General features: G+C 69.2%; 19 protein-coding genes and 2 pseudogenes. 6 read left to right on the top strand and 15 right to left on the bottom strand.

Going from position 1 to position 24,885, the window contains the following annotated elements; translation table 11 throughout:
• The first annotated feature begins 68 nt into the window (after nt 1–68).
• Nucleotides 69–350, top strand: a complete 282-nt coding sequence (locus ACTWP5_RS10475) for an HPr family phosphocarrier protein (RefSeq protein WP_443220546.1) — start codon at nt 69–71, stop codon at nt 348–350.
• Between the two features lie 123 nt (nt 351–473).
• Here ACTWP5_RS10475 and ACTWP5_RS10480 read toward each other — a convergent pair whose 3' ends face one another.
• From ACTWP5_RS10480 to ACTWP5_RS10490, 3 genes are all read right to left on the bottom strand, one after another.
• Nucleotides 474–1,151, bottom strand: coding sequence for a GntR family transcriptional regulator (locus tag ACTWP5_RS10480; RefSeq protein WP_443220547.1), 678 nt, complete (start codon nt 1,149–1,151; stop codon nt 474–476).
• Between the two features lie 159 nt (nt 1,152–1,310).
• Entirely contained in the window at nt 1,311–2,678 is a 1,368-nt protein-coding gene (locus ACTWP5_RS10485) for a M16 family metallopeptidase (RefSeq protein ID WP_443220574.1), read from the bottom strand.
• Between the two features lie 89 nt (nt 2,679–2,767).
• Entirely contained in the window at nt 2,768–4,141 is a 1,374-nt protein-coding gene (locus ACTWP5_RS10490) for a M16 family metallopeptidase (RefSeq protein WP_443220548.1), read from the bottom strand.
• Nucleotides 4,142–4,320: 179 nt separating this feature from the next.
• Here ACTWP5_RS10490 and ACTWP5_RS10495 point away from each other — a divergent pair, with 179 nt between their 5' ends.
• Nucleotides 4,321–6,768 carry a DNA gyrase/topoisomerase IV subunit A gene (locus ACTWP5_RS10495; protein WP_443220549.1) on the top strand — a complete coding sequence of 816 codons (2,448 nt, stop codon included), beginning with the start codon at nt 4,321–4,323 and terminating at the stop codon, nt 6,766–6,768.
• A gap of 161 nt (nt 6,769–6,929) precedes the next feature.
• Nucleotides 6,930–7,793: a hypothetical protein gene (locus tag ACTWP5_RS10500; RefSeq protein WP_443220550.1), complete on the top strand. Its 864-nt coding sequence runs from the start codon at nt 6,930–6,932 to the stop codon at nt 7,791–7,793.
• Here ACTWP5_RS10500 and ACTWP5_RS10505 read toward each other — a convergent pair.
• Both ACTWP5_RS10505 and ACTWP5_RS10510 read right to left on the bottom strand, forming a co-directional pair.
• Nucleotides 7,736–8,269 carry a hypothetical protein gene (locus ACTWP5_RS10505; protein ID WP_443220551.1) on the bottom strand — a complete coding sequence of 178 codons (534 nt, stop codon included), beginning with the start codon at nt 8,267–8,269 and terminating at the stop codon, nt 7,736–7,738. The genes ACTWP5_RS10500 and ACTWP5_RS10505 overlap by 58 nt on opposite strands.
• Before the next feature lie 14 nt (nt 8,270–8,283).
• Complete coding sequence (locus tag ACTWP5_RS10510; protein WP_443220552.1) at nt 8,284–10,416, bottom strand: DNA gyrase/topoisomerase IV subunit B; 2,133 nt, start codon at nt 10,414–10,416, stop codon at nt 8,284–8,286.
• Between the two features lie 436 nt (nt 10,417–10,852).
• On the opposite strand from ACTWP5_RS10510, the gene ACTWP5_RS10515 reads away from it, so the two are divergent.
• The 3 genes and pseudogenes from ACTWP5_RS10515 to ACTWP5_RS10525 all read left to right on the top strand — a co-directional run bounded on the left by ACTWP5_RS10515 (nt 10,853) and on the right by ACTWP5_RS10525 (nt 13,031).
• Nucleotides 10,853–11,083, top strand: a complete 231-nt coding sequence (locus tag ACTWP5_RS10515) for a DUF7455 domain-containing protein (RefSeq protein WP_443220553.1) — start codon at nt 10,853–10,855, stop codon at nt 11,081–11,083.
• 128 nt (nt 11,084–11,211) lie between these two features.
• Nucleotides 11,212–11,547 (top strand): annotated as a pseudogene (locus tag ACTWP5_RS10520) (Gfo/Idh/MocA family oxidoreductase); the annotation flags it as partial.
• Nucleotides 11,548–12,179: 632 nt separating this feature from the next.
• Nucleotides 12,180–13,031, top strand: a complete 852-nt coding sequence (locus ACTWP5_RS10525; protein WP_443220554.1) for a hypothetical protein — start codon at nt 12,180–12,182, stop codon at nt 13,029–13,031.
• Nucleotides 13,032–14,284: 1,253 nt separating this feature from the next.
• Here ACTWP5_RS10525 and ACTWP5_RS10530 read toward each other — a convergent pair.
• The 10 genes and pseudogenes from ACTWP5_RS10530 to ACTWP5_RS10575 all read right to left on the bottom strand — a co-directional run.
• Nucleotides 14,285–15,079, bottom strand: a complete 795-nt coding sequence (locus ACTWP5_RS10530) for a hypothetical protein (protein ID WP_443220555.1) — start codon at nt 15,077–15,079, stop codon at nt 14,285–14,287.
• Nucleotides 15,080–15,237: 158 nt separating this feature from the next.
• Complete coding sequence (locus ACTWP5_RS10535) at nt 15,238–15,957, bottom strand: restriction endonuclease (RefSeq protein WP_443220556.1); 720 nt, start codon at nt 15,955–15,957, stop codon at nt 15,238–15,240.
• A 274-nt stretch (nt 15,958–16,231) separates the two neighbouring features.
• Nucleotides 16,232–16,738, bottom strand: a complete 507-nt coding sequence (locus ACTWP5_RS10540) for a GNAT family N-acetyltransferase (RefSeq protein ID WP_443220557.1) — start codon at nt 16,736–16,738, stop codon at nt 16,232–16,234.
• Nucleotides 16,739–16,753: 15 nt separating this feature from the next.
• Nucleotides 16,754–17,995 (bottom strand): M20 family metallopeptidase, encoded by a 1,242-nt coding sequence (locus ACTWP5_RS10545; RefSeq protein WP_443220575.1) that lies wholly within the window; start codon nt 17,993–17,995, stop codon nt 16,754–16,756.
• 2 nt (nt 17,996–17,997) lie between these two features.
• Nucleotides 17,998–18,708: a 2OG-Fe dioxygenase family protein gene (locus tag ACTWP5_RS10550; RefSeq protein ID WP_443220558.1), complete on the bottom strand. Its 711-nt coding sequence runs from the start codon at nt 18,706–18,708 to the stop codon at nt 17,998–18,000.
• Between the two features lie 422 nt (nt 18,709–19,130).
• Nucleotides 19,131–19,637: a hypothetical protein gene (locus ACTWP5_RS10555; RefSeq protein WP_443220559.1), complete on the bottom strand. Its 507-nt coding sequence runs from the start codon at nt 19,635–19,637 to the stop codon at nt 19,131–19,133.
• Nucleotides 19,638–19,878: 241 nt separating this feature from the next.
• Nucleotides 19,879–20,112, bottom strand: a complete 234-nt coding sequence (locus ACTWP5_RS10560) for a hypothetical protein (RefSeq protein ID WP_443220560.1) — start codon at nt 20,110–20,112, stop codon at nt 19,879–19,881.
• Between the two features lie 158 nt (nt 20,113–20,270).
• Nucleotides 20,271–23,732, bottom strand: coding sequence for an NB-ARC domain-containing protein (locus ACTWP5_RS10565; RefSeq protein ID WP_443220561.1), 3,462 nt, complete (start codon nt 23,730–23,732; stop codon nt 20,271–20,273).
• Between the two features lie 751 nt (nt 23,733–24,483).
• Nucleotides 24,484–24,717 carry a helix-turn-helix domain-containing protein gene (locus ACTWP5_RS10570; RefSeq protein WP_443220562.1) on the bottom strand — a complete coding sequence of 78 codons (234 nt, stop codon included), beginning with the start codon at nt 24,715–24,717 and terminating at the stop codon, nt 24,484–24,486.
• A 56-nt stretch (nt 24,718–24,773) separates the two neighbouring features.
• A pseudogene (locus ACTWP5_RS10575) lies at nt 24,774–24,885 on the bottom strand (IS5/IS1182 family transposase); the annotation flags it as partial.

Genomic DNA, 24,885 nt, shown 5'->3' on the forward strand with positions numbered 1-24,885 from the left:
GGACGGGAGGCGCGCGTCCCTCCCGGCCGCCGGACCATCGCACCGTTGCGCGACCGAGGGGCACGACCATGGCTGAACGCCGCGTCACCATCGGATGGGCCCAGGGGCTCCACGCCCGGCCCGCCTCCATCTTCGTCCGGGCCGCGACGGCCACCGGCGTACCGCTGACGATCGCCAGGGGGGAGGGTGCTCCGGTGAACGCCGCCTCCCTGCTGGCCGTGCTGAGCCTGGGCGCCGAGAGCGGCGACGAGGTCGTGCTGCGGACCGAGGTGGAGAACGCCGAGTCGGAACTGGACCAACTGGCGCGTCTGGTCTCCGAGGGCTTGGAGGAGCTTCCGGAAACCGTGTGAGGAATGCGACGGCCGGGACGGAGCGATGTTCGACCGTTCGCAGAATTCGGGCAGGAGTATTCGCCGCGCGAAAATCGGCGACGACATTCGGGCAACGCGTGTCACAGGTGTATACGACTGCTGTTAAATCTGACCTCGCACCGTGTTTACGGCAGGTTTCGGAGTTCTCACGGCGGGCGGGCGGAACTGGCGTCGCGCCGGGGTGGCGCGCTCCAGCTGGGCGACGGTCAGCGTCCTGGCCCGCTCGGCGTCGCCCCGGGCGATCGCGTCCACCAGGGCGCCGCGCTCCTGCCAGAGCACCACGGCGCGGCTGACGGGCTCGCCGGTGTACAGCCAGGTGATCTTGCGGCGGATCTGCACCAGCAGGGCGGTCAGGCCGGGGCTGCACGTCGCCTGCGCGACCGTCTCGTGGAACCAGTCCCCGAGCGAGCGCAGGTCGCCCTCCTGCCCCTGGCCCGCCCGTTGGCGGCCGAGCCTCACGAGCCCGCGCAGCACCTTGAGGTGCGCCTCCGTGCGGCGCTGGGCGGCGCGCGCCGCGCCGAGCGGCTCCAGCAGAGCCCTTATGTCGAGCAGGTCGGCCGCCTCCCGGTCGCCCGGCTGCGCCACGCAGGCGCCGGCGTGCCGCCGGGAGACGACGAAGCCCTCCGACTCCAGCGTGCGCAGCGCCTCGCGCACCGGCACCCGGCTGACTCCGTAGCGCTGGGCCAGCTGCTCCTCGGCGAGCCGGGAGCCGGGCGGCAGGAGGCCGCTGACGATGTCGTCACGAATCGCCGTGCATACCGTGTGCGCGGAGATGCGCATGAACAACCCCCACTGCCATAGCCGCGTCGGACCTGCCGCATTACTAACGGGTCACTGGACCGAACTGTATGGCAAAGGACGGGGAATGCCGATAGCGGCCCCGAAAACGACGGCGGCTTTCGGCCGCCGCGCGAATAACGCGACGGCGGCCTTGGGCACTCAGCCGCTGGTGACCGTCACCTCGCCGATGCCGAGTTCGCGGACCGGGTCGGCGATGGTCTCGGCGTCCCCCACGAGCACGGTGACGAGCCGGTCGGCGGGGAACGCGCGGACGGCGGCGGCCGAGGCCTCCACCGTGCCGGTCTCCGCGAGCCGGGCGTAGAGCCGTGCCTGGAAGTCGTCGGGCAGTTCCTCCTCGACCTGGTCGGCCAGGGTGCCCGCCACCGCCGCGGCGGTCTCGAAGCGCAGCGGCGCCACGCCCACGAGGTTCTGGACCGCGACGTCCCGCTCGGCGTCGGTCAGGCCCTCGGCCTCAAGGGTGCGCAGAACCTGCCAGAGGTCGGCGAGGGCCGGGCCCGTCACGTCGGTCTCGACCGAGCCGCGGATGCCCAGCAGGGCCAGGCCCGTGCCGTCGGCGCTGGAGCGCAGCACCTGGCCGTTGGCGCGGATGCCGTAGGTGTACCCCTTCTCCTCACGCAGCACCCGGTCCAGGCGCGAGGTGATCGTGCCGCCCAGGCAGTAGACGCCGACGGTCTGCGCCGGCCAGACGGGGTCGTGCCGGTCGGGGCCGGTGCGGGCGATCAACAGCTGGGTCTGGACCGAGCCCGGCCGGTCCACGATGACGACGCGGCCGGTGTCGTCGGCCAGGACGGGGCTCCAGGCCGGCGGCAGGGCGGCGGAGCCCTGCCAGCTGCCGAGCGTGTCGCGCAGCAGGGCGTCGAGGTCGATCCCGGTGAGGTCGCCGACGACGACGGCCGTGGCGGCGGCGGGCCTGACGTGCGCCTCGTAGAAGGCGCGGACCGCCTTGGCGTCGATCCGCTCCACCGTCTCGGCCGTGCCCTGGCGGGGGCGGGACATGCGCGCGTCGGCGGGGAAGAGGGTGCCCGCGAGCGCCACGGCCGCGCGCCGCGCGGGGTTGGCCAGCTCGTGCGGGATCTCGTCGAGGCGGTTGCGCACCAGCCGCTCGACCTCGCTGTCGAGGAACGCCGGGGCGCGCAGCGCGTCGGCGAGCAGGCCCAGCGCCTGCCCGAGGCGGGAGGCGGGGACCTCCAGCGAGACGCGGACGCCCGCGTGGTCGGCGTGGGTGCCCAGCGTGGCGCCGCAACGCTCCAACTCGGCGGCGAACTCCTCGGCCGAGTGCCGGTCGGTGCCCTCGGAGAAGGCGCGCGCCATGATCGTGGCGACGCCCTCCTGACCGGTCGGCTCGGTGGCCAGCGGCGCGGTGAGGTGGATCTCGACGGCGACGACGCGCTGGCCCGTGCGGTGGCAGCGCAGCACGGTCATGCCGTTGTCCAGGGTGCCCCGCTCGGGCGCGGGGAACGACCACGGCCTGGGCAGGCCGGCGGACGGCTGCGGGTGGAGCGTCATGCCGTTGGCGGCCGTCGGGGCCGGGACGGCGCCCCGTCCCGTGCCGTCCGGCGTGCTGTCGGGTGTGGTGGCCGAGGTGGTGGTGTCCGTCACTGCTCCGATCCTTCCCCGTCGCGCTCCGTCTGCTCCGTGCTGACCTCGTCCGCGTCGGCCGCCGCGTCCTGCTCGTCGAGCGGCTCGTAGACGAGGACCGCGCGGTTGTCCGGGCGCAGCCGCGCGGCGGCGACCTCCCTGACCTCCTCGGGCGTCACCTCCAGCACGCGCCGCACGCCGGTCCACGCCAGCTGGGGATCGCCGAAGAGCACGGCGTACTTGCAGAGTTCGTCGGCGCGACCGCCGACCGTGGCGAGCCGGTCCAGCCACTCGCGCTCCAGCTGGGCCTGGGCGCGCTCCATCTCGTCCGGGGTGGGACCCTCCTCGGCGAAACGGGCGAGCTCCTCGTCGACGGCGGCCTCGATGTCCTCGATCGCCGCGTCCGCCGAGGTCTTGACGTCCAGCCAGCCGAGCGACGGCGCCCCGGCCAGGCGCAGCAGCCCGAAGCCGGCGGCGACGGCGGTGCGGTCGCGGCGGACCAGGCGGTTGTGGAGCCGGGAGGACTCGCCGCCGCCCAGGGCGGTGAGCGCCAGGTCGGCGGCGTCGGCCTCACGGGTGCCGTCGTGGGGCAGGCGGTAGGCGGCCATCAGGGCGCGGGCGGGGACCTCCTCGTGGACCACCTCCCGCAGCTGCCGGCCGAGGACGGGGGGCAGGGCGCCGTCGCGTGGGGGGCGCTTGCCGTCGTGGGAGGGGATGGTGCCGAAGTACTTCTCGATCCAGGTGAGCGTCTGGTCCGGGTCGATGTCGCCGACGACCGCGAGGACCGCGTTGTTCGGCGCGTAGTAGGTGCGGAAGAAGTCCTGCGCGTCGGTGAGGGAGGCGGCGTCGAGGTCGGCCATCGAGCCGATGGGGAGGTGGTGGTAGGGGTGACCGGAGGGGTAGACCATGGCGGCCAGCCGCTCGAAGGCGGTGCCGTAGGGCACGTTGTCGTACCGCTGGCGGCGCTCGTTCTTCACGACGTCGCGCTGGTTGTCCAGCGACTCCTGGTCGAGGGCGGTCAGCAGGGTGCCCATGCGGTCGGCCTCCAACCACAGGGCGAGCTCCAGCTGGTGGGCGGGCATGGTCTCGAAGTAGTTGGTCCGCTCGAAGCTCGTCGTGCCGTTGAGCGAGCCGCCCGCGCCCTGGACCAGCTCGAAGTGACCGCTTCCGCTCACCTGGGCCGAGCCCTGGAACATGAGGTGCTCGAACAGGTGGGCCAGGCCGGTGCGGCCGGCCACCTCGTGGCGGGAGCCGACGTCGTACCAGAGGCAGACCGCGGCGACCGGTGTCAGGTGGTCCTCGGAGAGCACCACGCGCAGCCCGTTGGCCAGCCTGTGCTCCGTGGCGGTGAGCCCGCCACCGGTATCCTGCGGGATGGCCGTGTGGCCCATGAGCGTGAGGTCCCTTCGCTCGACGGTGGAGATCCTAAAACCCCAGCCACCTTATGCAAGGTGAGCCGAGGTGCGCGAAAGTTCTCGCCAGGTCCGTGGCGACTGATCGGTGGGTTGTCAGTGGACCGGTCCACAATGGTCCCAGCACATCACCGCGTCGTTAAGGAGCTCCCGCCGCGATGGCCCGCCGCAGCACGAAGACCCCGCCGCCCGACGACTTCGAGGAGCGGATCCTCGACATCGACGTCGTCGACGAGATGCAGGGCTCCTTCCTGGAGTACGCCTACTCGGTGATCTACTCCCGCGCGCTGCCCGACGCGCGGGACGGCATGAAGCCGGTGCACCGCCGCATCCTGTACCAGATGCACGACATGGGGCTGCGGCCCGACCGCGCCCACGTGAAGTGCGCGCGCGTCGTCGGCGAGGTGATGGGCAAGCTCCACCCCCACGGCGACTCCGCGATCTACGACGCGCTGGTGCGGATGGCGCAGCCGTTCTCCATGCGCCTGCCCCTGGTCGACGGCCACGGCAACTTCGGCTCCCTGGGGAACGACGACCCGCCGGCCGCCATGCGGTACACCGAGTGTCGCGCCGCCCCGGCGGCGGGGTTGATGGTGGAGTCGATCGACGAGGACACGGTCGACTTCGCCCCGAACTACGACGGCAGCGAGCGCGAGCCCGTGGCGCTGCCCGCCGCGTACCCGAACCTCCTGGTGAACGGCTCCAGCGGCATCGCCGTCGGCATGGCGACGAACATGCCGCCGCACAACCTCGGCGAGGTGATCGCCGCCGCCCGGCACCTGATCCGGCACCCCGGCGCCGACCTGGCCACGCTGATGCGCTTCGTCCCCGGGCCCGACCTGCCCACCGGCGGACGGATCGTGGGCCTGGACGGGATCCGCGACGCGTACGAGACGGGCCGGGGCACGTTCCGCATGCGCGCCACGGTCTCGGTGGAGCGGGTCACGGCGCGGCGCATGGGCCTGGTGGTGACGGAGCTTCCGTTCACCGTCGGCCCGGAGAAGGTGATCGCGAAGGTCAAGGACCTGGTCAACGCGAAGAAGCTGCAGGGCATCGCCGACGTCAAGGACCTGACCGACCGCGAGCACGGGCTGCGTCTGGTGATAGAGGTGAAGAACGGCTTCAACCCCGAGGGCGTCCTCGCCCAGCTGTACAAGCTGACCCCGATGGAGGAGACGTTCGGGATCAACAACGTCGCCCTCGTCGACGGCCAGCCGCTGACGATGGGGCTGAGGGAGCTGTTGGAGGTCTACGTCGACCACCGCTTCGAGGTGGTCAGGCGCCGCAGCTCCTTCCGGCGCGCGAAGCGGCAGGAGCGGCTGCACCTCGTCGAGGGCCTGCTGGTGGCGCTGGTCGACATCGACGAGGTCATCCGCATCATCCGCTCCAGCGACAACGCGGCGGAGGCCAAGGCCGCGCTGATCGAGCGCTTCGAGCTGAGCGAGACGCAGACGCAGTACATCCTCGACACCCCGCTTCGGCGGCTGACACGGTTCGACCGGCTGGAGCTGGAGGCGGAGGGCGAGCGGCTGCGCGAGGAGATCGCGGAGCTCACCCGGATCCTCGACTCCGACGCCGAGCTGCGCAAGCTGGTCTCGGGCGAACTGGCGGCCGTCGCGAAGAAGTACGCCACGCCGCGGCGCTCGGTGCTGCTGGAGTCCGAGGAGGCGGTCGCCGAGCCGGTGCCGCTCCAGGTCTCCGACGACCCCTGCCGGGTGCTGCTGTCCTCCACGGGGCTGCTCGCGCGGACCGCCGACGGGCAGGCCCAGTTCGACCAGCAGGGCCGCCGGGTCAAGCACGACGTGGTCGTCTCGGCTGTGCCGTCCACGACGCGGGGCGAGATCGGCGCGGTCACCTCCACCGGGCGGCTGTTGCGGCTGTCCGTGGTGGACCTGCCGCAGCTGCCTCCCACGGCGACGGCGCCGAACCTGGCGGGCGGCGGGCAGCTGTCGGAGTTCCTCTCCCTCCAGCCCGACGAGCGGGTCGTCTGCCTGACCACGCTGGACGAGTCCTCGCCGGGACTCGCGATCGGCACCGAGTTCGGCGTCGTGAAGCGGGTCGTGCCCGACTATCCGGCGAACAAGGAGGAGCTGGAGGTCATCGCGCTGAAGGAAGGGGATCGGATCGTCGGCGCGGCGGAGCTGCGCACGGGCGAGGAGGACCTGGTCTTCGTCACCAGTGACGCGCAGTTGCTGCGGTTCCAGGCCTCGCAGGTGCGCCCGCAGGGCCGGCAGGCGGGGGGCATGGCCGGCATCAAGCTGGCGGCGGACGCCCGCGTCATCTCCTTCACCGCGGTCGATCCGGCGGCCGAGGCCGTGGTCTTCACCGTCGCGGCCGGCAGCGGGCAGCTGGACGACTCCCTCGGCACGGCGAAGCTGACGCCGTTCGACCAGTACCCGCGGAAGGGACGGGCCACCGGCGGCGTGCGCTGCCAGCGCTTCCTCAAGGGCGAGGACCACCTGACGCTGGCCTGGGCGGGTCCGGCTCCGGCCCGCGCGGCGGGGCGGAACGGCGCGCCCGTGTCGCTGCCGGCGCTCGACCCGCGCCGGGACGGCTCGGGGTCGCCGCTGGAGAAGCCGGTGGCGGTGGTCGCGGGTCCCGTGTAGCCGCACGGTCGCGGCACTCCCTCACTCCCGGCACGGGATGTCCCCGGCACGGCGGGGGACGTCCCGGGCGCCCCTGGCGGGCGCCCCGAGCCGTGGGGCACAGTGGGGTCACGGTGTCGGCGCCCTCCGCGGAGCGGAGGGCCGGGTCGGCGGGGGGCGTCATGGATCCGATCACCCTGGGACAGGGCGTCGAGCCCCTCCCCCGGCGGCTGTCCCACTACGTGGTCCTCACGCTCGCCAGCGTGCTCGCGCCGGGGGTGGTGCTGGTCGTCACCGCCGGGGCGCTCGCCGTGCGGGCCCGGCACGGCGGGCGGGCCTGGCAGGTGGTCGTCGACACCAGCGACGACGTGGACGGCGCCCTCACCGCGCTCCTGGCGGTCGCGCTCCTGGCCGCCGCGTACGTCGTCGGGTACGTGGCGAGGGAGCTGGCCTTCGCGGTGCTCGGGTTCGTCGAACGGCTCGGCACCGGCTCGCTGCCCTCCGCGTCCGCCCTCCGCCGGCAGCTGGTCGAGACATTCGGCCAGGCGGCCGTGCAGGACTGCCTGCGCGCCCACCCGTTACTCGACCACTTCCTCGGCTCGCCCCAGGAGCCCACGCCGGTGAGGTGGCGTGGCGGTGGCTCGCTGCGGCTGGACAACGGACTGGAGGCGTTCCTGTACGCCAAGTCCTGGCTGGGTCTCACGGCGCCGAACGACGCCCCGAACGACATCGAGACCGAGATCAACGTCCTGCTCTCCCTGCTCCTCCCGGTCGGGCTCGGCGGCTGGACGGTGGTCGCCTTCGCCCAGCCGGGGCCCGCGGTCACGGCGCTCGTCGCCGCTCTGACGGCCGGGACGTGGTGGCTGCTGCTGGTGTCGGCGCTGCGGCTGCGCCGGGCCGAGCGGTGGGAGTCGCTGCGCGGCATGGTGGCCGGCCACGCGATGGGGCTCGCGGCGGCGCACCAGCGTGGCCTGACGCTCGCGGTTCCTCAGCCCGCGCCGGACCCGGGCGCGCTCCCGGCCGGCGGGGAGCCCACGGTGGCGTGATGGCGCAGGTCGGGCAGCAGCTCCGCCCGTGAGGGCCCGTGGAGCGCGTAGACGAGGAGGCGCACGGGCACGCCGGCCCGGTGGGCGGCGACCGACCGGTGGGTGCCGTCCAGCAGCAGCAGGCCGCCGCCCACGGCGTAGGCGGGCAGCACGAGCCTGACCGGCTCGGCCGCGGCGCGGAACGCCTGCTCGAAGCGCGTGACGCGGCGTGTCCGCTCGGCCGGCCAGCTGCGTTCCGTGCGACCGGTCTCGGCGACGCGCAGCGGGCGCGCCGCCGCCTGACGGACGTCGGCGTCGGCCCCGTCCGCGCCCTCGTACCAGACCGTGTACAGCGCACCGAGCAGCCGGCGTGAGCGCGAGTAGGTGCCGCTCACGCCGACCTCGCCGCGGGAGCCCTCGGCGAGCACCGCGTCCCAGTCCAGTTCGACGCGGACAGCGTCGTCCCGGAAGACGGTCACGAAGTCGTCGAGCCGCACGGCCGCCGGCCGCGTCAGGTGTCGATGCGGGAGCGGTCCAGGGAGGCGGCGGAGCTGGCGATGAACTCGCGCCGGGGGGCGACCTCGTTGCCCATCAGCAGGCTGAACGCCTCCTCGGCGGCGTCGAGGTCGTTGATGTTGATCCGCCGCAGGGTGCGCCTGCGCGGGTCCATGGTCGTCTCGGCGAGCTGGTCGGCGTCCATCTCGCCGAGGCCCTTGTACCGCTGGATGGAGTCCTTGTACCGGACGCCGCGCTGGTTGAGGGAGAGCAGCGTCTCGCGCAGTTCGTTGTCCGAGTACGTGTAGAGGTACTTCTCCTTGCCCTTGCCGGGGTTGGACAGCTCGATGCGGTGCAGCGGCGGAACGGCGGAGAAGACGCGTCCCTGCTCGACCATGGGCCGCATGTACCGCTGGAAGAGGGTCAGCAGCAGGCAGCGGATGTGCGCGCCGTCCACGTCGGCGTCGGCGAGGAAGATGACCTTGCCGTAGCGGGCCTGGTTGATGTCGAACGTCCGGCCCGACCCGGCTCCTATCACCTGGATGATCGCGCTGCACTCGGCGTTCTTCAGCATGTCGGAGACCGAGGACTTCTGGACGTTCAGGATCTTGCCGCGGATGGGGAGCAGCGCCTGGAACTCGGAGTTCCGCGCGAGCTTGGCGGTGCCGAGCGCGCTGTCGCCCTCGACGATGAACAGCTCGCTGCGGTCCACGTCGTCGCTGCGGCAGTCGGCGAGCTTGGCCGGCAGGGCGGAGGACTCCAGGGCGGTCTTCCGGCGCTGGGCCTCCTTGTGCTGCCGGGCGGCGATGCGGGTGCGGGCGGCGGCCACCACCTTCTCCAGCACCGAGCGGGCCTGCTGCTTGGCGTCGCGGCGGGTGGAGGTCAGGAACGCCTTCAGCTCCCTGCCGACCACCTGGGCGACGATGCGGGAGGCCGCGGGCGTGCCGAGGACCTCCTTGGTCTGGCCCTCGAACTGCGGCTCGGCGAGCCTGACCGTCACCACGGCGGTCAGGCCCTCCAGCGCGTCGTCCTTCAGGATGTCGTCCTCGGCGACGCGCAGCAGCTTCGCGGCGCGCAGCACGTCGTTGACGGTGGTGCGCAGGGCTCGTTCGAAGCCGGCGACGTGGGTGCCGCCCTTGGGGGTGGCGATGATGTTGACGAACGACCGGACCGTGGTGTCGTACCCGGTGCCCCAGCGCAGCGCGACGTCGACGTCGAGCTCGCGCCGCACCTCGGTGGGGATCATGTGGCCGCGGTCGTCGAGGACGGGGACGGTCTCCTTGAAGGCTCCCTGGCCGGTGAGGCGCAGCACGTCGCAGATGGGCTTGTCCTCGGCGAGGTACTCGCAGAACTCGCTGATGCCGCCGTCGTAGCGGAAGACCTCCTCGGTGGGGGCGCCCTCGCCGGCGCTGTCGGCGGCCTCGGGGCGCTCGTCCCGCACGACGATGGTGAGGCCGGGCACGAGGAAGGCGGTCTGGCGGGCGCGCGCCCTCAGGTTCTCGACGGACAGGCGGGCGTCCTTCAGGAAGACCTGCCGGTCGGGCCAGAACCGCACCCGGGTGCCGGTGCGGTCCTTCGGGATCTTCCTGCCCTTCAGCAGGCCGCTGGCGGGGTCGAACGGCGCGTCGGGGCCCTGCTCGGTGAAGATGCCGGGGGCGCCGCGGCGGAAGCTCATGGCGTGGGTGCGCCCGCCCCGGTCGACCTCGACGTCGAGGCGGGCGGAGAGGGCGTTGACCACGGAGGCGCCGACGCCGTGGAGGCCGCCGGAGGCCGCGTAGGAGCCTCCGCCGAACTTGCCTCCGGCGTGCAGCTTGGTCATGACGACCTCGACGCCCGACAGGCCGGTCTTCGGCTCCACGTCCACGGGGATGCCGCGGCCGTTGTCCCTGACCTCGACGGAGCCGTCGTCGTGGAGCAGGACCTCGATGTGGTCGCAGTGGCCGCCGAGCGCCTCGTCCACGGAGTTGTCGATGATCTCCCACAGGCAGTGCATGAGGCCACGGCTGTCGGTCGACCCGATGTACATGCCGGGGCGCTTGCGGACCGCCTCAAGGCCCTCCAGTACCAGCAGGTGCCGCGCGGTGTAGTTCCCACCGGCGTCGGCCCCGGAGAGCAGGGCGGTGGATGGCACGGACGTGTCGGCGGTCACGCAGTTCGCTCCTCGCTGAATTTTGTTCCGGTCACGGGTCCGGTGGCTGGACGCCGCAGAAGAGGGTATCGAGGCTGTGTTGAGCCGATGCACAGCCGCCACGAGGGTAACCAGCCTAGCTCGCATCGCTCAAACGTTCGAAATGGAAAGGTAGGGTGACGCGTACATCACGTTTCCTTCGGGGAATGAACCATCTAAGCTCCGGGAACGTCCTCCTGAACAACGGCAGGATCGGACAGACTCCGGACAGACCAGCAACCAACACCACGCATCACCGCAAACCACCGCAATACGGCCCATTCGCCGCCACCGGGCAGCAGCCGGCCAAACGATCCGGAGGGACATTCCCTCGCAGGATCGCCGCGGGCGGGAACGTTCCGGCCCGGTCGGATGTTGTCCCTGGTACGACAGCTCGTCGAGCTAGAGAAGAGGCGACGTGACTACTGTTCTGACCCCCGCGACTCCGCTCACGGCCGGGGACCGCTGCGACCGCTGTGGCGCCCAGGCGTACCTGCGTGTGGTGCTCACCACCGGCGGTGAGCTGCTGTTCTGCGCCCACCACGGTCGTAAGTTCGAACCGGAGCTCAAGAAGATCGCCGCGGAGATACAGGACGAGACGGAGAAGCTCACCGCGACTCCCGGCTCCGCGAACGACGAGGAGCGCTGACCACCACACCTCGGCCACCACGACGAGCTGGGCTCGTTCCGCGAGCCTGACGTGACGATCGGCACGACGGGCGGTCACCCCGAGACCATCGGGCGTGACCGCCCGTCGTCGTGTCGGTGTCGGTACCGGTGCCGGCGCCCTGGGCTCCCGCGTCGGACGTCCCGAGGCGGGGCTCGGCGCCCGCCCCGAGCGCTCAGTCCGCGTCCTCCCCCTCCGGCCCCTGGTGCCGCGTCCTGCCCCTCCCCCGCCGCGCGCAGGCGGGTGGTGGCTGCGCCGACCCCGTCCCGGATCGCACACGGGCCGCGGCGGCCACCCACGGCGTCCCCACCCGCCCCACCGAGGCGCTGCTGGCCGACCCGGCCGTCTCGGTCGTCGTGAACCTCAGCCGGCCGCTCGACCACCACGCGATCAGCCTCGCCGCCATCGAGGCGGGCACGTCCGTCTACAGCGAGAAGCCGCTCGTCACCTCCTTCGACACCCGGGCCCACAGCCTGCCGCACCTGGAGGTCCACGGCGCGGAGGAAACGTTGGGCCTGCCGGACCCCGACTACTTCGCCGGGCCCGTGCCGGTCAGCGCCGACCGCGCGGCCGGCTGGCGCGAGGCGCCGCTCAGCCACCGCCACACGAGCAACGCCCGGGGCCTCGGCGTCACCGAGCTGGCCACGTCGTTGCGCACCGGACGGCCGCCCCGGGCCAGCGGCGAGACGGCCCGGCACGTGCTCGACGTGCTGCTCGCGATCCTCGCCAGTGCCGAGCAGGGCCGCGCTTTGCCCGCAGCAGCGGCAGGTTCTCCGTGGTGGCCCGGCGAGCACCACCGCGTCCGGTCCGCCCGCGAGCAGGGCCGCCGCGTCGGCGGCGACGCGGGTGCCGAGCTCGGCGACCTCGTCCGGGCCCCGCAGCGTCGCCGTGTGGAAGGCGCCCATGCACCCCACTCCGATCACTCCCACACGCATCCCCATCGTCCTCCGCACACTGGTGGGAACCTGGATGGTCGGACCGCCGAGACACCGTCCCGCCCGCCCCGTCGCGGGGTTTCGGCCGGTGGGCGGGGGGTCGGCTACGCTGCCCCCTGCTGTGCGTCTGGGAAGGGACGGCGATGCGAGCCAGGGACGACCGGACGGGTCCCGCCGTCGACGAGATGGTCCGCCGGGTGCTGTCCTCGGCCAAGTACCGCGAGCTCGACCCGGACTTCGTCCGGCGGGTGGTCGAGGAGGCCCTGGCCCGCAACCGGGACCGGTCGCAGGCCCTGAAGTACGCCAAGCGCAAGCTGCACCAGGCGTTCGGCGCGTTCCTCACCGGCCAGCCCGCCCGGTCCGTCGAGGCGGTGGCCCGGCAGGTGGCGTCGGGCGAACTCGAGCTGCGGGACGCCTGCCTGGCGGCCATGCGCTCGCACGCCTCCTCCGCCGAGCGGCTGCCGACTCTGGAGCCGTTCTACGAGCAGGTGGCGCGGTGGTGCGGCGCGCCCGCGTCCGTCGTCGACCTCGCCTGCGGCCTCAACCCGCTGGCGGTGCCGTGGATGCGGCTGGCGCCCGGGGGCGCGTACTGGTGCTGCGACGTCGACGAGTCGATCGTCTCGGCCCTGCGCGGCCTCGACGCCGTGCTTCCGGTGCGGCTGACCGGCGCCACGTGTGACCTGGTGGCCTCCCCGCCGAGCCTGCGGGCCGACGTCGCGTTCCTCCTCAAGACGCTCACCACCGTGGAGCAGCAACGCACCGGCGCCGCCCACGGAATCCTGGCCGCCCTGGACTGCGCGCACGTCGTCGTGTCGCTGCCGCGCCGCAGCCTGTCGGGCCGGCGGGAGTACACCGACGACGCCAGGGCGGTGCTGGCGCGCGCCGTCGAGGGCACGCGCTACCGCGTGGCGGACGAGGCCCAGCTCGGTGACGAGTTGCTGTGCCACCTGGTGTCGGCGGACGCGGGCGGGCCGCCCGGGGAGGGCGGGGCCTGACCCGGGACCGCCGGCGCGGCGCGCGGGGGACGGCGTGCCGGCGCTCACCAGGGGTTGTCCACGTTGGACATGCCCCCAGGTGGTAGCGGAGCGTGGGCTGTTCGGTGCAGGCCAGTGGCCCGCCACGGGCGAGGAGCGTTCCGAGCCAGTAGTCGTCCTCGCCGACGACGTGCTCCTCCTCCGGGGGTGATGCTCTCGACCAGCGGCACCTGGAGCAGCAGGTCCCGGGAGAGCAGCAGCGCGAGAACGACGGATCGCTCTACCTCCGCGACCACTTCTCCTGGCCCCCGGACCGGGCGCGGGCGGAGTTGGAGCACCGCGCGCACATCGACAAAACCGAGCGGGCGCCGTCGGCCAGGGCGGCGCGGTAGTCCCGATACCCCGGGGACTCCCAGAGGTGACCGTGACGATGAGCATCTCGCACGGCACGTGACAGGGGGTGGTGAGGGTGTCCTGGCCGGGGAGGGGGAGGTGGTCGAGGACGCCGCCGCGGTTGGTCAGCACGAACCTCCGAGTACTGAACCAGCTGGAAGGGCCGGTCCGGATAGGGACCGGCGGAGTGGCGGGTGACGATGAAGCATCGCGCGGCCCAGGGTGGCCACCGCCCTCCGCGGCTATCAGCGTGGCGAGCCGTGCGTGGAAGCGGGTGAGGTTCTCCTCGCTCATCAGGCCCGGGCCACGCCGCTCTGGTTGGTGGCCAGCAGGTCTTCACGCCGCGCTCGTTGAGCGTGCGCACGAGTCGACCGGCGTGCGGCGCGAGGCGCGGCGCCTCCGGATCGGACGGGCACCAGCCCGGCGGCGGTCCCACGGAGAGGGTCTCGTCACGGTCGAGGAAGACGGCCCGGAGACCGGCCGGCACGGCGCCGTGGCCCACCTGGTCGGGCACCCCCAGGGCCTCACCTTCGTTGCCGGGACGGCGTCGCCGGCGTCGAGGGGCACGAACAGCAGGATACGAACCGCGGGCCGCTCGGACACGGCCCCGGGCCCCGCCCACCGGGGTCCGGGGCCGGGGCGGTCCCCGACGACACGGCGCGGTGTCGACGACACGGCGGGTGCCGCCCGGCACGCACCGACGCCCCGGACCCGTGAAGCGGGCGGGTCCGGGGCGTCCGGGTGCGGTGCGTGTCAGTCCAGGTAGTCCCGCAGTATGGACGCCTGAACGCTGTGCTTGACCTGGGAAAACGCAGGTCGGAGGCAAGCGTAGCACGCGAAATATCCTGGAATGACCGCACTGGGCGCCGTGCCCTCGCCTCTCACTGGTCCTCGCCCTCCGCGTCGAGCTGGGTGAGCTGCTCCCGAAGCCGTTCGGTTTCCGCCTCCGCCTCCTTGAGCCGACGCTCAAGAGTGGCACGAGACGGCGGCTTCGGGGGCTTCGGCTCCGGCTTCCGCGGCACGAGCCATCCGATGCGCTGATAGGCCACGATGGACCTCGCCCTGGGGCACGTGTAGCACAGATGCTCCGGAGCCGGACGCGGCCAGCCCTCCGTGAGCATCCGCTTCTCGTGCTCGTGCTCGCGTTCACCCTCCCTGCCCGGGTCCGCCTCGAACTCCGCGATCATCTTCCGCAGCCTCTCGGCACTGACTCGTTTGGGGCCGTCGGCGGGCTTCCACTCAACGTCCGTGGCCACTTCAGTGACGTGCCCGCAGGCCAGCGTCACCGTCCAGAACGCCGACGTATGGGGCTCGTCATGGCGGATCAGCGCCCAAGTCTCGGGATCAAGCCCATGCCGTGGCTCGACAGGATCTGCGGGGAACGCAACCTCCCTGCGGTCTCCCCACTCGGTGATGTCACGGTAAGGCGCAGTCGGGGCATCATCGTGGTGGCAGAAGGTCTGTCCCGCCGGCAGCCATGCCTTGTGGACAGGGTCCGACCACTGCCTCTCAGCAGGCAGCTTCTCCTTGCCCGAGGTCCAGACCTCGATGATGCAGCCGCAATCGAGCTGGACGCGCCACCGGTAGAACTCGTCCGGGTCCGGTGCCAGGAGCACCCAGAGGGGGGCAGGGAGCCGATCACGCCGCTTGGCGTTCAGCTCGTTGTACTCCTGCAAGGCGTCCTCACGGGGCCTCGCCTTGCCAGGCAGTCGCCGCAGCACCGCGGTCGGCTGTGAGGGACCGTCCCCCACAGCGGCGGAGCTAAGCATCAACCATGCCCCTCTCACTCTCCACCGGAAATGATAGGGACGAGATCACAGCGGTGGGCCATGGGTCAGCTCGCAGGCTTCTTCCTGCGGGTTCTACCAGGCTTGCCGTACGTCTGCTGCCAGGCCTTGAGGTGCCGACGACCTCCCTGGCCGCCGCCCCCGGTCTGGATCAGGGACTCCACAGTGGCGCCCTTGAGCCACGTGGCGAAGAGGTTGCGACCGATGGCGATGATCTCGTTGTCCTTCGCGTACCTCTCGGCGTCGTCGGTGAACCTGGTGTTGGTCACGAAGATCGCGACATCGGCGCCGAAGTCGGTCCGGGATCCCAACATGCGCTGCATGTCCTCGCTGCGGACAGGCCGGCGCGGGGCGAAACGCTTGCACTGGACCACCATGGACCGGCCGTCGGGCAGCACCCCGGTCACATCTACGCCGCGGTCCCCGCGCCCGCCCACGCGCATGACCTTCGTGCAGCCGCCCCGGCGAAACAGCTCGGCCACCATCTTCTCGAAGTCCTCGCCAGACAGCTTGTCCACCTGATCCAGCGTGCGGTTGTTCTCCAGCACCCGTTGCTCCGCCCGGAAGATCGCGTCCTTGCGGCGTAGCTCCCGGTGAGTACGCCACCCCCACCACACCAGGGCCCCGACGCCGACCAGCCCCACTGCCGCGAGCACGAACGGCCAGATCCGCGACCAGAAAGCCACCACCACCGCCGCGAGCAGCGCGACTCCGACGACCGCTAACCGCCGGTTCCGCCTGCGCCGCCAGCCACGCCGCCGCGCCATCAGCCTCAACCCCCTTCGATCCCGTCACCAGCACCAAGGGTGGAGTACAAGCTCCCCAGCGCCGACTCAAGGACACGCGCCGTCTCAGGCCATGCCTGCCACTGGGAGGGCCCCGATGAGGGCTCCAGAAGCGGAAGCTGCTGCCAGGTGCACCCCTGTCGTGACCACGAACATGATCGCTGCCAGGACTTCGCAGTCCCCGTGCCGCCGCCTGACAGCCCTGTGGCCACGTCGGAGAGAAAGGCACTCGGCGGAACTCCCGGTCACAGCATCACTAGTCCTGCGCATGGACCTTCAGCGGTTTACCCAAGGCGCGGTTGGTCGGAGAGTCTGCATACGCATCAGAAAAGAGAGGTATTACCTCGTAGCCCCGGCTGCGATAGAGAGAAAATGCGGCGACGCTTCGAATACCGGTCTCAAGAATCGCTCGTGAGGCGCCGACCTCCGCAGCGGCCGCCTCCAGTTCCTCTAGGATTCGTGCGCCGTATCCGCGGCCGCGTGCCTCAGGCGTGACGTACATCCGCTTGATCTCTGCATCTGTAGCTCCCGGGCGAATGTCCATACGCAGCCGAAAGGCGCCGCATGCCACAGCGCGACCCTGTTCGATTCCCACCAGGAACAGACCATTGGGCGGCGAGAAGTCGGTGCGTTCGACGGGCTCTCGATCTGGCTCGCCATATGTCGCCGCATTCTCCGAGTCAAGCGCCTTCAGTAGTTCGAGGGTTTCGGGATCGTCGTACGGGGCCGACAACGCGCGAATCGAGAACTCGCTCTTAGACACAGCTTCTCCTCTTGGTCAGGAACAGCGCATAACTGACAACGCCGCGAGTGTTTGGGCACAGGCGAGCATCTCGGAAACAAGAACATGCTTCTCTGTATCACCAGACGCGCCACGCGGACCGAACAGACAGCACTCGATGCCCGCCCGGCTTAGATGAGTCGTGTCGTTTCCGCAGTAGGAGTACGGCAGGGAAATGCCAAGCTCTTCCACCTCGTATCGGGAGACCCGGGGCAGTAGCTGAACGATGTCGCGGACCACGGTCGACTGCTCCGAAACATCCATGGGAGGCATGTCAGTTCCGCCGACTCTGAACTCTGCGGCTGGCGGATGATCGATGTCCACCGTGGCTTCGGGGTGCAGCGACCTGGCCTTGTCGAGAACTTCGTCGATCGCGCGGCTGACGTCTTCCGGTTCGAAGGGAGGTGGATACCGGACATCGATGATCGCCGTCGCCTTGTCCGCGCAGTAGCTCACACCCGAAAGATCGTGTGACTCACCCCGGCCAGCGATCAGGCTTGCCACCTGCAGGCGCGGAAGAGTGGGAAAGTCAGGATTCTCCAGTCCCAGTGATGTCTGTCGGAACAATTCTAGGACTCGTAGGAGCACCTGGATGGCGTCGACACCTTCATGGTGTCGGCTCGTGTGCGCCGTGGTACCTCTAACGACAACCGCGAATTTCTGGACGCCTGCTGTTCTCGTGATCACCCGCGTCACAGAGTAAGGTTCTGGGACGACAGCCGCGTCGGCGTGGAGTCCACTCTCAAGGGCGAATCGGGTTCCCTTCCCTCCCTGTAGTTCACCCACGACGAACTCAAGGAGCAGGGGCCGACGCAGTGAGATATCGCTTCGTTTCAGCATTGCAGCGGCCCCGATGATTGCCGCTAGTCCGCTCTTCATGTTGTGAAGTCCGGCGCCGTAAAGTTTATCGCCCTGACGAACGCAAGTGAATGGATCCCCGGACCAGTCCCTCCCTAGTGGATCCATGTCCAAGTGACCATTGAGGATCAGAGCGGCCCTTTCCCCTTCCCCTTGCTCGGGGCCCAGCCGGCCGATCGTCTGCATGCGGCCAGGTTCGACCTCTTGGAGGTAGTGGGAGATTCCATACCTCTCAAGCATCCTGCCAATATGCTCTGCTAGCTGCGTCTCTTGGCCAGTGAAGGAAGGGATAGCTGTCAGCTCGCCCGCCACCTCAACAAGTTCCTCCTCCGGGAGCAGCTTGTCGGACTCTCCGATGAAATTCCTTAGTGTCGCGTCCATGGTCACCTCACTCCTAGCAGGAGGACGTCTCGATATGCCGGACCGTCTGGCTGGGCAGGCCGAACTTCATCTGTGTAGTGCAATAGCCTTGAATCGTCGAAGATGAAAGAGTCCAATGGTGCGTCAAGGACGAAATCGCAGATTCGATTCTCCGAGGAGTCGAACAAGGATGTCGTCCCGCCCATTATGTTGACGCGCCGGACAAGATGAACGGCACCCGCAATAATTCCATCTCGATGAATACCTTCTGGCGCGGGGCGCCCAGGAGCGGTAATGCGCACGTAGTGTGCATCCAAAGCAAGTGGGGACTTCCGCCGTGAATCTAGGAGTCCCGCTGCGCGCACACTATAGAGAAATACGCTAATTAGCGCAGCGACAGTGTGAGATGTCGGGTAATCCCATGGAACGGCGCGGAATCTGCGTTGGATACCTCCGGCAACGTGGTTGACCGCCACCGGCTGGAAGTAGGGCGGGGGCTCTGTTACATGAGTCGTTGCCAGGTTGGAGGGGTCGACATCGAAGCATTGATAGCCGCGGAGCCGATAGCCCTTTCCCTCGGGGAGCCATTCGTCACGATCCAGCTCGTTGTCGTAAAGCTGCTGTAATGAAATCAGTTCCCCGTCGGCGATTCCTAAGGTCTTCGCCGTCATCGTCATGAAGCCCCACTCGCGCAGGTGCCCAACCTCGTCCGAGCCGTGAGGGATTGACAACATGCCGCTTACGTTAGCATGTCGGCACCCTCCGTAGAGAACAGAGAGAAGAGATCGTCAGCCGGTGCTCATGAGGTCCACGGACTACCCGAGAAGGGCATCATCGCCATCGGCCGCAACCTCTTCGCCTCGCGGCCCAACGGCTCCAACCCGGTGAACTTGCTCCAGGCTGGCCGGTGCTGGCGGTCAGGGGCGACCGCCAGGCCCCAAGAAGCCACATCTCCTGTGGCTTGGTCGCTGGCCTGCGCTCATGGTGATGCTGGAGCGTCTGGTGCCCGGCGAGGAGCTGTTCCAGCGAGGGATCGGGGCGACACGGGGGTCGTCGCAGTTCTAGGAGCAGATCGGCGGCGCCGGGCGCGCACTCGCAACACTTACCTGGCTCTCTAAACGTTGCGGCGACGGCGGCGCTCGTCTTCACGCAACGCTTAGCTCACTCCCCGCAATCCCCTGGCTTCGGCGACCATCTCCGCGTACGACACCCGCATCTCCTCCCGCTCCTCCTCGTTGGGAGGCTGCGTCACCCTCGGCGCTCGGATGTCGCGGGACCAGTACGCCAGATGCCGTCCACGCTCGTCAACCGGACCGCCACCCCAGGACACGTCCCCTGGTTTCCTGGCGGTGGCCGGGTCGATGGCGTGCTGGCAGAAGTAGCAGGCAGCTTCCTTGCACCGGTAGTAGTCAGGAGAGCCGTAGGTGTAGCGGAGCTTCCAAGGCCCGGCGTGCACCACCACGTCAGGACGACCATCGGCGGCCAGCCCCTGGTGCTTGAGGTTGTTCACCGCTCGGTCCACGGAGGCCCGCTGCGCCCTGGTTGGCACGTCCACCCCGTAGATCTGCTGGGCCAGGGACCACCGGGTGATGGCCGGGTCTCCGGGGTACGGCGGAGCGGCAGCCAGGATGGCCCGCTCGACTCGTCCGTGTCCTCGGCTCATGAAACCTCCCTACTTGTTCGCCAGCTCTTCCCACATCTTGTAGAGCACCCAGCCGAAGAAGCCGCCCACCAGGACCGCCCCGACCATGATCACAACCGCGATGACGATGAGGTCCATGTTCAACACCTCCTTCTACGCTGAATGCGCAGGTCAGAGCTGTTTCGTGTGCCGGCGGCCTACACTCGCAACACTTACGACCACCCCCGGGGGAAAGGGTCCGGGGGTGGTCGCCTGTGAGGGTTCAGCGCTTCGCCAGCGACCGGACTGCCTGGGCGTAGGTGGAGCCTCGGGGGATGTCCAGCAGGGCGCAGTCATCGCCCGGCAGGATGTCCGTGCAGTCCCAGAGCTTCGTCCAGTCCTCACGGCGCATCGTCCTGGAGGCGCTGAACCCGGCCGTCTCGACCGCCTCGCGGAAGCCATCACGGAGGTGTCCGGGGGCGTGGCCACCGCGACTGGGGTTGCACTTGTATGGCATGGGGTGTCCCATCATCGCTTTCTGAGTGGTTGACCCTTGCCTTGCCTCGCCTGGTGGCCGAGGGTACACCTGGTGAGCGCCTCGGCCGGTGCCCGCCTCCAGGCGGCGGCTCGCAGGTCTCACAGGCGAGGACGCGGCGAGCACTCCCGATCACCGCACTAGCCTCGATACGCCAGGAGATAGGCGCCCGCGCCGCCGACAACCCCGATCATGCCGCCGGACGGGTGCCATGCAATCTGCACCATTGGGGCAGCTACACGGAGAGCGCACCGGCACTGCCCGTCTTCCACTGCCCAGACACGGACAGTGCCATCGCTACTGGCCGTGGCGAGGAGTGTGCCGTCCGGAGAGAACGCACAGCCGTCCACCCAGCTCGTGTGTCCTCGTAGCACCGCTGCCTCGGATCCGTCGGCAACGTTCCAGAGTCTGACCGTCCGGTCGTCGCTTGCGGTAGCGAGCAGCGACCCGTCGGGGGAGAAGCTACAGGCGTTGACCAGATCGGTGTGCTGTCGCAGCACCTGCGCTGCCGTCACGTCACCGTCGGCACCGATCGCCCAAAGACGTGCTGTGTAGTCGGCGCCGCCGGTCGCGAGCCATCGGCCGTCTCGGGAGAAGGCGCAGGCGTAGACCCGGTCGGTATGACCGACCAGCGTCGTCGATGTGCCATCGGAGAGCTTCCACAGCCGTGCCGACCGGTCATTACTCACGGACACGAAGGAAGTGCCGTCGGGCGAGAACGCACACCCCCTCACCCATGCTGTGTGACCACGGAACACCCGTTGTTCAGCCCCGTCGGCGACCCGCCACAGGCGTGCCGTCCCATCGTTTCCACCGGTTACCACCAGTTCGTCGTCCGGCGAGAACGCGCACCCTGTCACCTTGTCCGAATGCCCGCTGAGGGACGTGTACAACGTCCCCTCGGGCACGCGCCACAGCCGGGCTATACCGTCGACTGCCGCGGTGGCGAGCAATCGGCCATCGGAGGAGAACCCACAGCCGTCCATTCTGCTCGTGCCTCTGCTAAACACCGTCGACGCCGCACCGTCCGCGACCCGCCGCACCCGGACGGTCTGGTCCATGCCCGCGGTAGCGAGCAGTGCCCCGTCCGGTGAGAAGGCACAGCCCCACACCGCCATGGAGTGGCCTCCGAACGAGGGGCCTTCCGTACCGTCAACGACGTTCCAGAGCCGCACGTTTCCATAGCCGGTCGCCGCCAACACCGCCCCGTCAGGGGAGAACGCGCAGCTGAGCGCTGGGTCATGCTGGATCGCGATCTGCAGCCGTTCGGCACGGGACGCTACGGTCCAGAGTCTCAAGGTTCCGTCGTCGGATGCGCTCGCCAGCAACTCACCATCCGGAGAGAAACGGCAACTGCGCACACTGTCGCTGTGTCCACGAAGCACCGCCCGCTCGGTCGCGTCAGCGACAGACCACAGCCGAATAGTCCCGTCGTCGGATGCGCTCGCCAGCAACTCACCATCCGGAGAGAAACGGCAACTGCGCACGCTCTTGCTGTGTCCACGAAGCACCGCCCGCTCGGTCGCGTCAGCGACAGACCACAGCCGAATAGTCCCGTCGTCGGATGCGCTCGCCAGCAACTCACGATCTGCAGAGAAGCAGCAACTCCGTACTGAGTCCACATGTCCGGCGAGGACCGACATCGGAGACCAGGTGTCCGTTCGCCACAGTCGCACGGTTCGATCGGCACTCGCGGTAGCGATCAGTGTGCCGTCCGAAGAGAAGGAGCAGTCCCAGACACCACCGGCATGGCCGCTGAGGACTGCTCGCTGACCGCCGTCGGCCAGCTGCCACACCCGCACGGTCGCGTCGTCGCTCGCACTCGCCAGCAGGTCACCATCGGGAGAGAACGAACAGGCCGTCACCCCTCCGATGTGTCCGGATGCCTCGGCAACGTCGTGGGGCACTGATAAGTCTGCAAGCGGCCAGATCGGCTCCAGCTTGGGAACTCGAAGTCCGGCCCGATATGTGTCGAGCGCCGCCGCTAGCTCGGGGACATGCTGAAGCCTGCTGGCCAGTATGGCGCCGAGTGATTCTGGCGGCTCGATCGGGCCGAGCAATGACGCCGACTGACGAAGTGCCCTCCGTAGCGCAGACACCGTGGTGCCCTGCGCTCTCTCAAGATCGGATTCGACCGGAACGACGGATCCGAGCAGCCGCGTCTTCGCTTCGACCCACCGCAGATCGCAAACGAGCTCCTCAAGTGCCTCGACCGACCCCGACTCCTGCAAGTGCCAGGGAAGGTACCGCCACAGGTAGCCCTCGTGGCTCGGTAGAAGCCACCAGGGTTCGCGAGTGCCGCTCTCCGTAGCGGGCAGGTGTGCGGCAGCAGCCGAGGAGACGAGCCTCCGATGGACCTCGGCCCGCGCCGCACCGTCAAGGCGGCCACGGAGGTAACCGCGAATGATGTCGTGGAGGATCAATCGAGGTCCCGGCTCGTCCCGCTTCAGCGCCGCGACTAGGCCCAGTGAGAAGAAGTTCTCGGACAGAGCCTCGGCCCTGCCGGGCCAGAGCAGATCGAGGATACTCAGGGGTATCTCGACGTCTTCCGGGAAGATCGCAAGTTCGAGGAAGCGGCGTTGGTCGCCTTGTTCCATGAGGACCAGGCTCGCCTCAACGGTCGCGGCGACAGCGCGGGTGCGGTCTCTGGATACAGCGGGATCGAAGGTGGTCGGTCCGTCCACCTCCAGGCGACGCGCGATGTCACCGGCAGCCTGCTCGGGGTTCTGTCCTTGAACGACCTGCCGACGCAGCGCGCGATTCACCAAGTTCAGCAGCACTGGCCATCGGCCGGCCAGATCGGCCAGCCGGACGGCCGTCAACGTGGGCAGTCCCGTCACACCATCGCGCACCATCGCGACACCTTGGGCCTCTGTCATGATGTCGACGTGGACGCTCGGCTGATCTGGAGGCATGAGGTCCGGCAAGCGCGTGGTCACCAGACGTGTGCAGGAACGGCCACCGATACGGAAGGGGCGCAGATGCGCCTCGCTCCACACATCGTCCAAGACGAGGAGGACGGGCTCTCGATTATCCAGCAACTGGCCGAGTTCCGCTCCAGCGGTATCCGGATCGGAGAGGGCGGGACGCTGACCGCTCAACGTAAATGACAAGTCGTTGATGCGTTCGGCCAACGTACTCCTCTGAATCTCCTGCCCGAGAGTCACCCACAACAGACCCCCCGGATACCGGCGCTTGATCTGGTCCCGATGGCAAACCCAGGCAGCGAGACTCGTCTTGCCGAATCCCCCGGCACCCCGAATGGCAGTTGTCAGGCCCACTTCGGACGCCTCTGACGCCGTCAGCACCTCCATAAGTCTCCGACTCAACTCCGGCCGGTCGACCAGCCGGTCGAGCGGTGGAGCCATCCAAGGCCTCGACTGCTGGGCTCGGCCGCCGGAGTTGCTACTGCCTCCAGCGTTGTCACCGAACATCATGGCTAGGCCCAACAAGCTGATTGGCAGTGCGAGCACGGTCGCCCAGCCGGCCACGTACTCAAGGTCTCCACCAGTCAGCACCCAGAGGGGCAGGGTCGCGCAGAGCACCACAAGGGAGCAGATCAGCAGCGCATGTCGACGGGTCACGGTCAGCCGAATGCCCATATGACTCATCGTTCCATGAGCCACGGTAGGCGTAGACACTTCGTGAGGAGTTGACATCAAAGTGTGACGCTGAACGACGCAGGCCAAAGGGAGAGGCGCGTGTCCGGTTTAGAAGGAAATGGGCTTGTCACGAATTCTATCAGCTAATAGAACTATGCCCACTGATGAGCCGGTTGTGTCACTTGTATGGAGCGTGCGGGAGGTGCGAGGCGGCGGGATCACGACACTGCGAGAGCAGCGCTGGAGCAAGTTCGGCTGCAGTACGGGCAATGGGCGATCGGTGCATCGCGCGCGCCTGGCAATGGGGCAAAGAATCCTTTGCCGAAGCTGACTGGAGCATCTTCACTTCTGCCTCGCACCGACCCGCGAAACGCAAGAGAATATGCTGGTCACGGGCCAAGCGAGGATCGCCTACCTAGCCACGTCAAGCACCACCTGAACGATCCAACTCCGACTTCGCATCAGCCCTGCCTTACCAAACTGACCTCGCCACTCCGCCATGGCTACACCCGGCATCACGTATTCAATTTCATCTGCGATGCAGAACGCTTCTCCCGTCCCCTCGTGCTTCAACCGAGCAACGCGGGTTCTCCTCGATCGGACCTGCAAGCGGCTGGGGTCACCACACCCAGGAACAGTGCGACCAGCATCAGCCCGCTGGCGACAGGCTCTGGCCCAAACAGGAGCCGGGAGAGACGCCACCGGACTCATCAGCGCGTCACGCACTGCCGGCACATCGTCCTGCTCTCGGTCATCTTCCGTCAGGACGGGTAACCCGACCCAGCCCCAGCGGCACGCGAAGTACGTGAGCCAGCTCGGTCAGCATGTCGATGCGCGGAGGCTTGCGCCGACCGGTCTCCACCTTGGCCAGCCAGTCGGTACCGCGGCCGACGAGCCCGGCGAGTACGTGCTGGGTGTAGCCGCGGCGCCTCCGATGGAAGGCGATCCGCTCGCCGATGGTCAGATGATCTCCGAAACCGCGCATCCGTGTCGCCTCCCTCTGTGAAGGGCCCTCCCCACGATAGTGAGCCTTTTCCAACCTCAGGCTGCGGGCCTCAGGTGAAGTGCGAGGACGGCTTTGACCAGGTTGGTTATGCGGGGCGTGCTGCATCGCAGCTTCCGCAGGAGCCGCCAGGACTTCAACGTGGCGACG

It is taken from the genome of Streptomyces sp. 4N509B (assembly GCF_052245655.1).
Lineage (GTDB): Bacteria > Actinomycetota > Actinomycetes > Streptomycetales > Streptomycetaceae > Streptomyces.

What these genes read in the sequence shown, in the direction of transcription:
- ACTWP5_RS10480 (WP_443220547.1), bottom strand. Translation starts at nt 1,151, where the DNA reads ATGCGCATCTCCGCGCACACGGTATGCACGGCGATTCGTGACGACATC.
- ACTWP5_RS10485 (WP_443220574.1), bottom strand. Translation starts at nt 2,678, where the DNA reads ATGACGCTCCACCCGCAGCCGTCCGCCGGCCTGCCCAGGCCGTGGTCG.
- ACTWP5_RS10500 (WP_443220550.1), top strand. Translation starts at nt 6,930, where the DNA reads ATGGATCCGATCACCCTGGGACAGGGCGTCGAGCCCCTCCCCCGGCGG.
- ACTWP5_RS10525 (WP_443220554.1), top strand. Translation starts at nt 12,180, where the DNA reads ATGCGAGCCAGGGACGACCGGACGGGTCCCGCCGTCGACGAGATGGTC.
- ACTWP5_RS10555 (WP_443220559.1), bottom strand. Translation starts at nt 19,637, where the DNA reads ATGAGCCGAGGACACGGACGAGTCGAGCGGGCCATCCTGGCTGCCGCT.
- ACTWP5_RS10545 (WP_443220575.1), bottom strand. Translation starts at nt 17,995, where the DNA reads ATGGACGCGACACTAAGGAATTTCATCGGAGAGTCCGACAAGCTGCTC.
- ACTWP5_RS10495 (WP_443220549.1), top strand. Translation starts at nt 4,321, where the DNA reads ATGGCCCGCCGCAGCACGAAGACCCCGCCGCCCGACGACTTCGAGGAG.
- ACTWP5_RS10565 (WP_443220561.1), bottom strand. Translation starts at nt 23,732, where the DNA reads ATGGGCATTCGGCTGACCGTGACCCGTCGACATGCGCTGCTGATCTGC.
- ACTWP5_RS10550 (WP_443220558.1), bottom strand. Translation starts at nt 18,708, where the DNA reads ATGTTGTCAATCCCTCACGGCTCGGACGAGGTTGGGCACCTGCGCGAG.
- ACTWP5_RS10570 (WP_443220562.1), bottom strand. Translation starts at nt 24,717, where the DNA reads ATGCGCGGTTTCGGAGATCATCTGACCATCGGCGAGCGGATCGCCTTC.
- ACTWP5_RS10535 (WP_443220556.1), bottom strand. Translation starts at nt 15,957, where the DNA reads ATGGCGCGGCGGCGTGGCTGGCGGCGCAGGCGGAACCGGCGGTTAGCG.
- ACTWP5_RS10490 (WP_443220548.1), bottom strand. Translation starts at nt 4,141, where the DNA reads ATGGGCCACACGGCCATCCCGCAGGATACCGGTGGCGGGCTCACCGCC.
- ACTWP5_RS10475 (WP_443220546.1), top strand. Translation starts at nt 69, where the DNA reads ATGGCTGAACGCCGCGTCACCATCGGATGGGCCCAGGGGCTCCACGCC.
- ACTWP5_RS10560 (WP_443220560.1), bottom strand. Translation starts at nt 20,112, where the DNA reads ATGCCATACAAGTGCAACCCCAGTCGCGGTGGCCACGCCCCCGGACAC.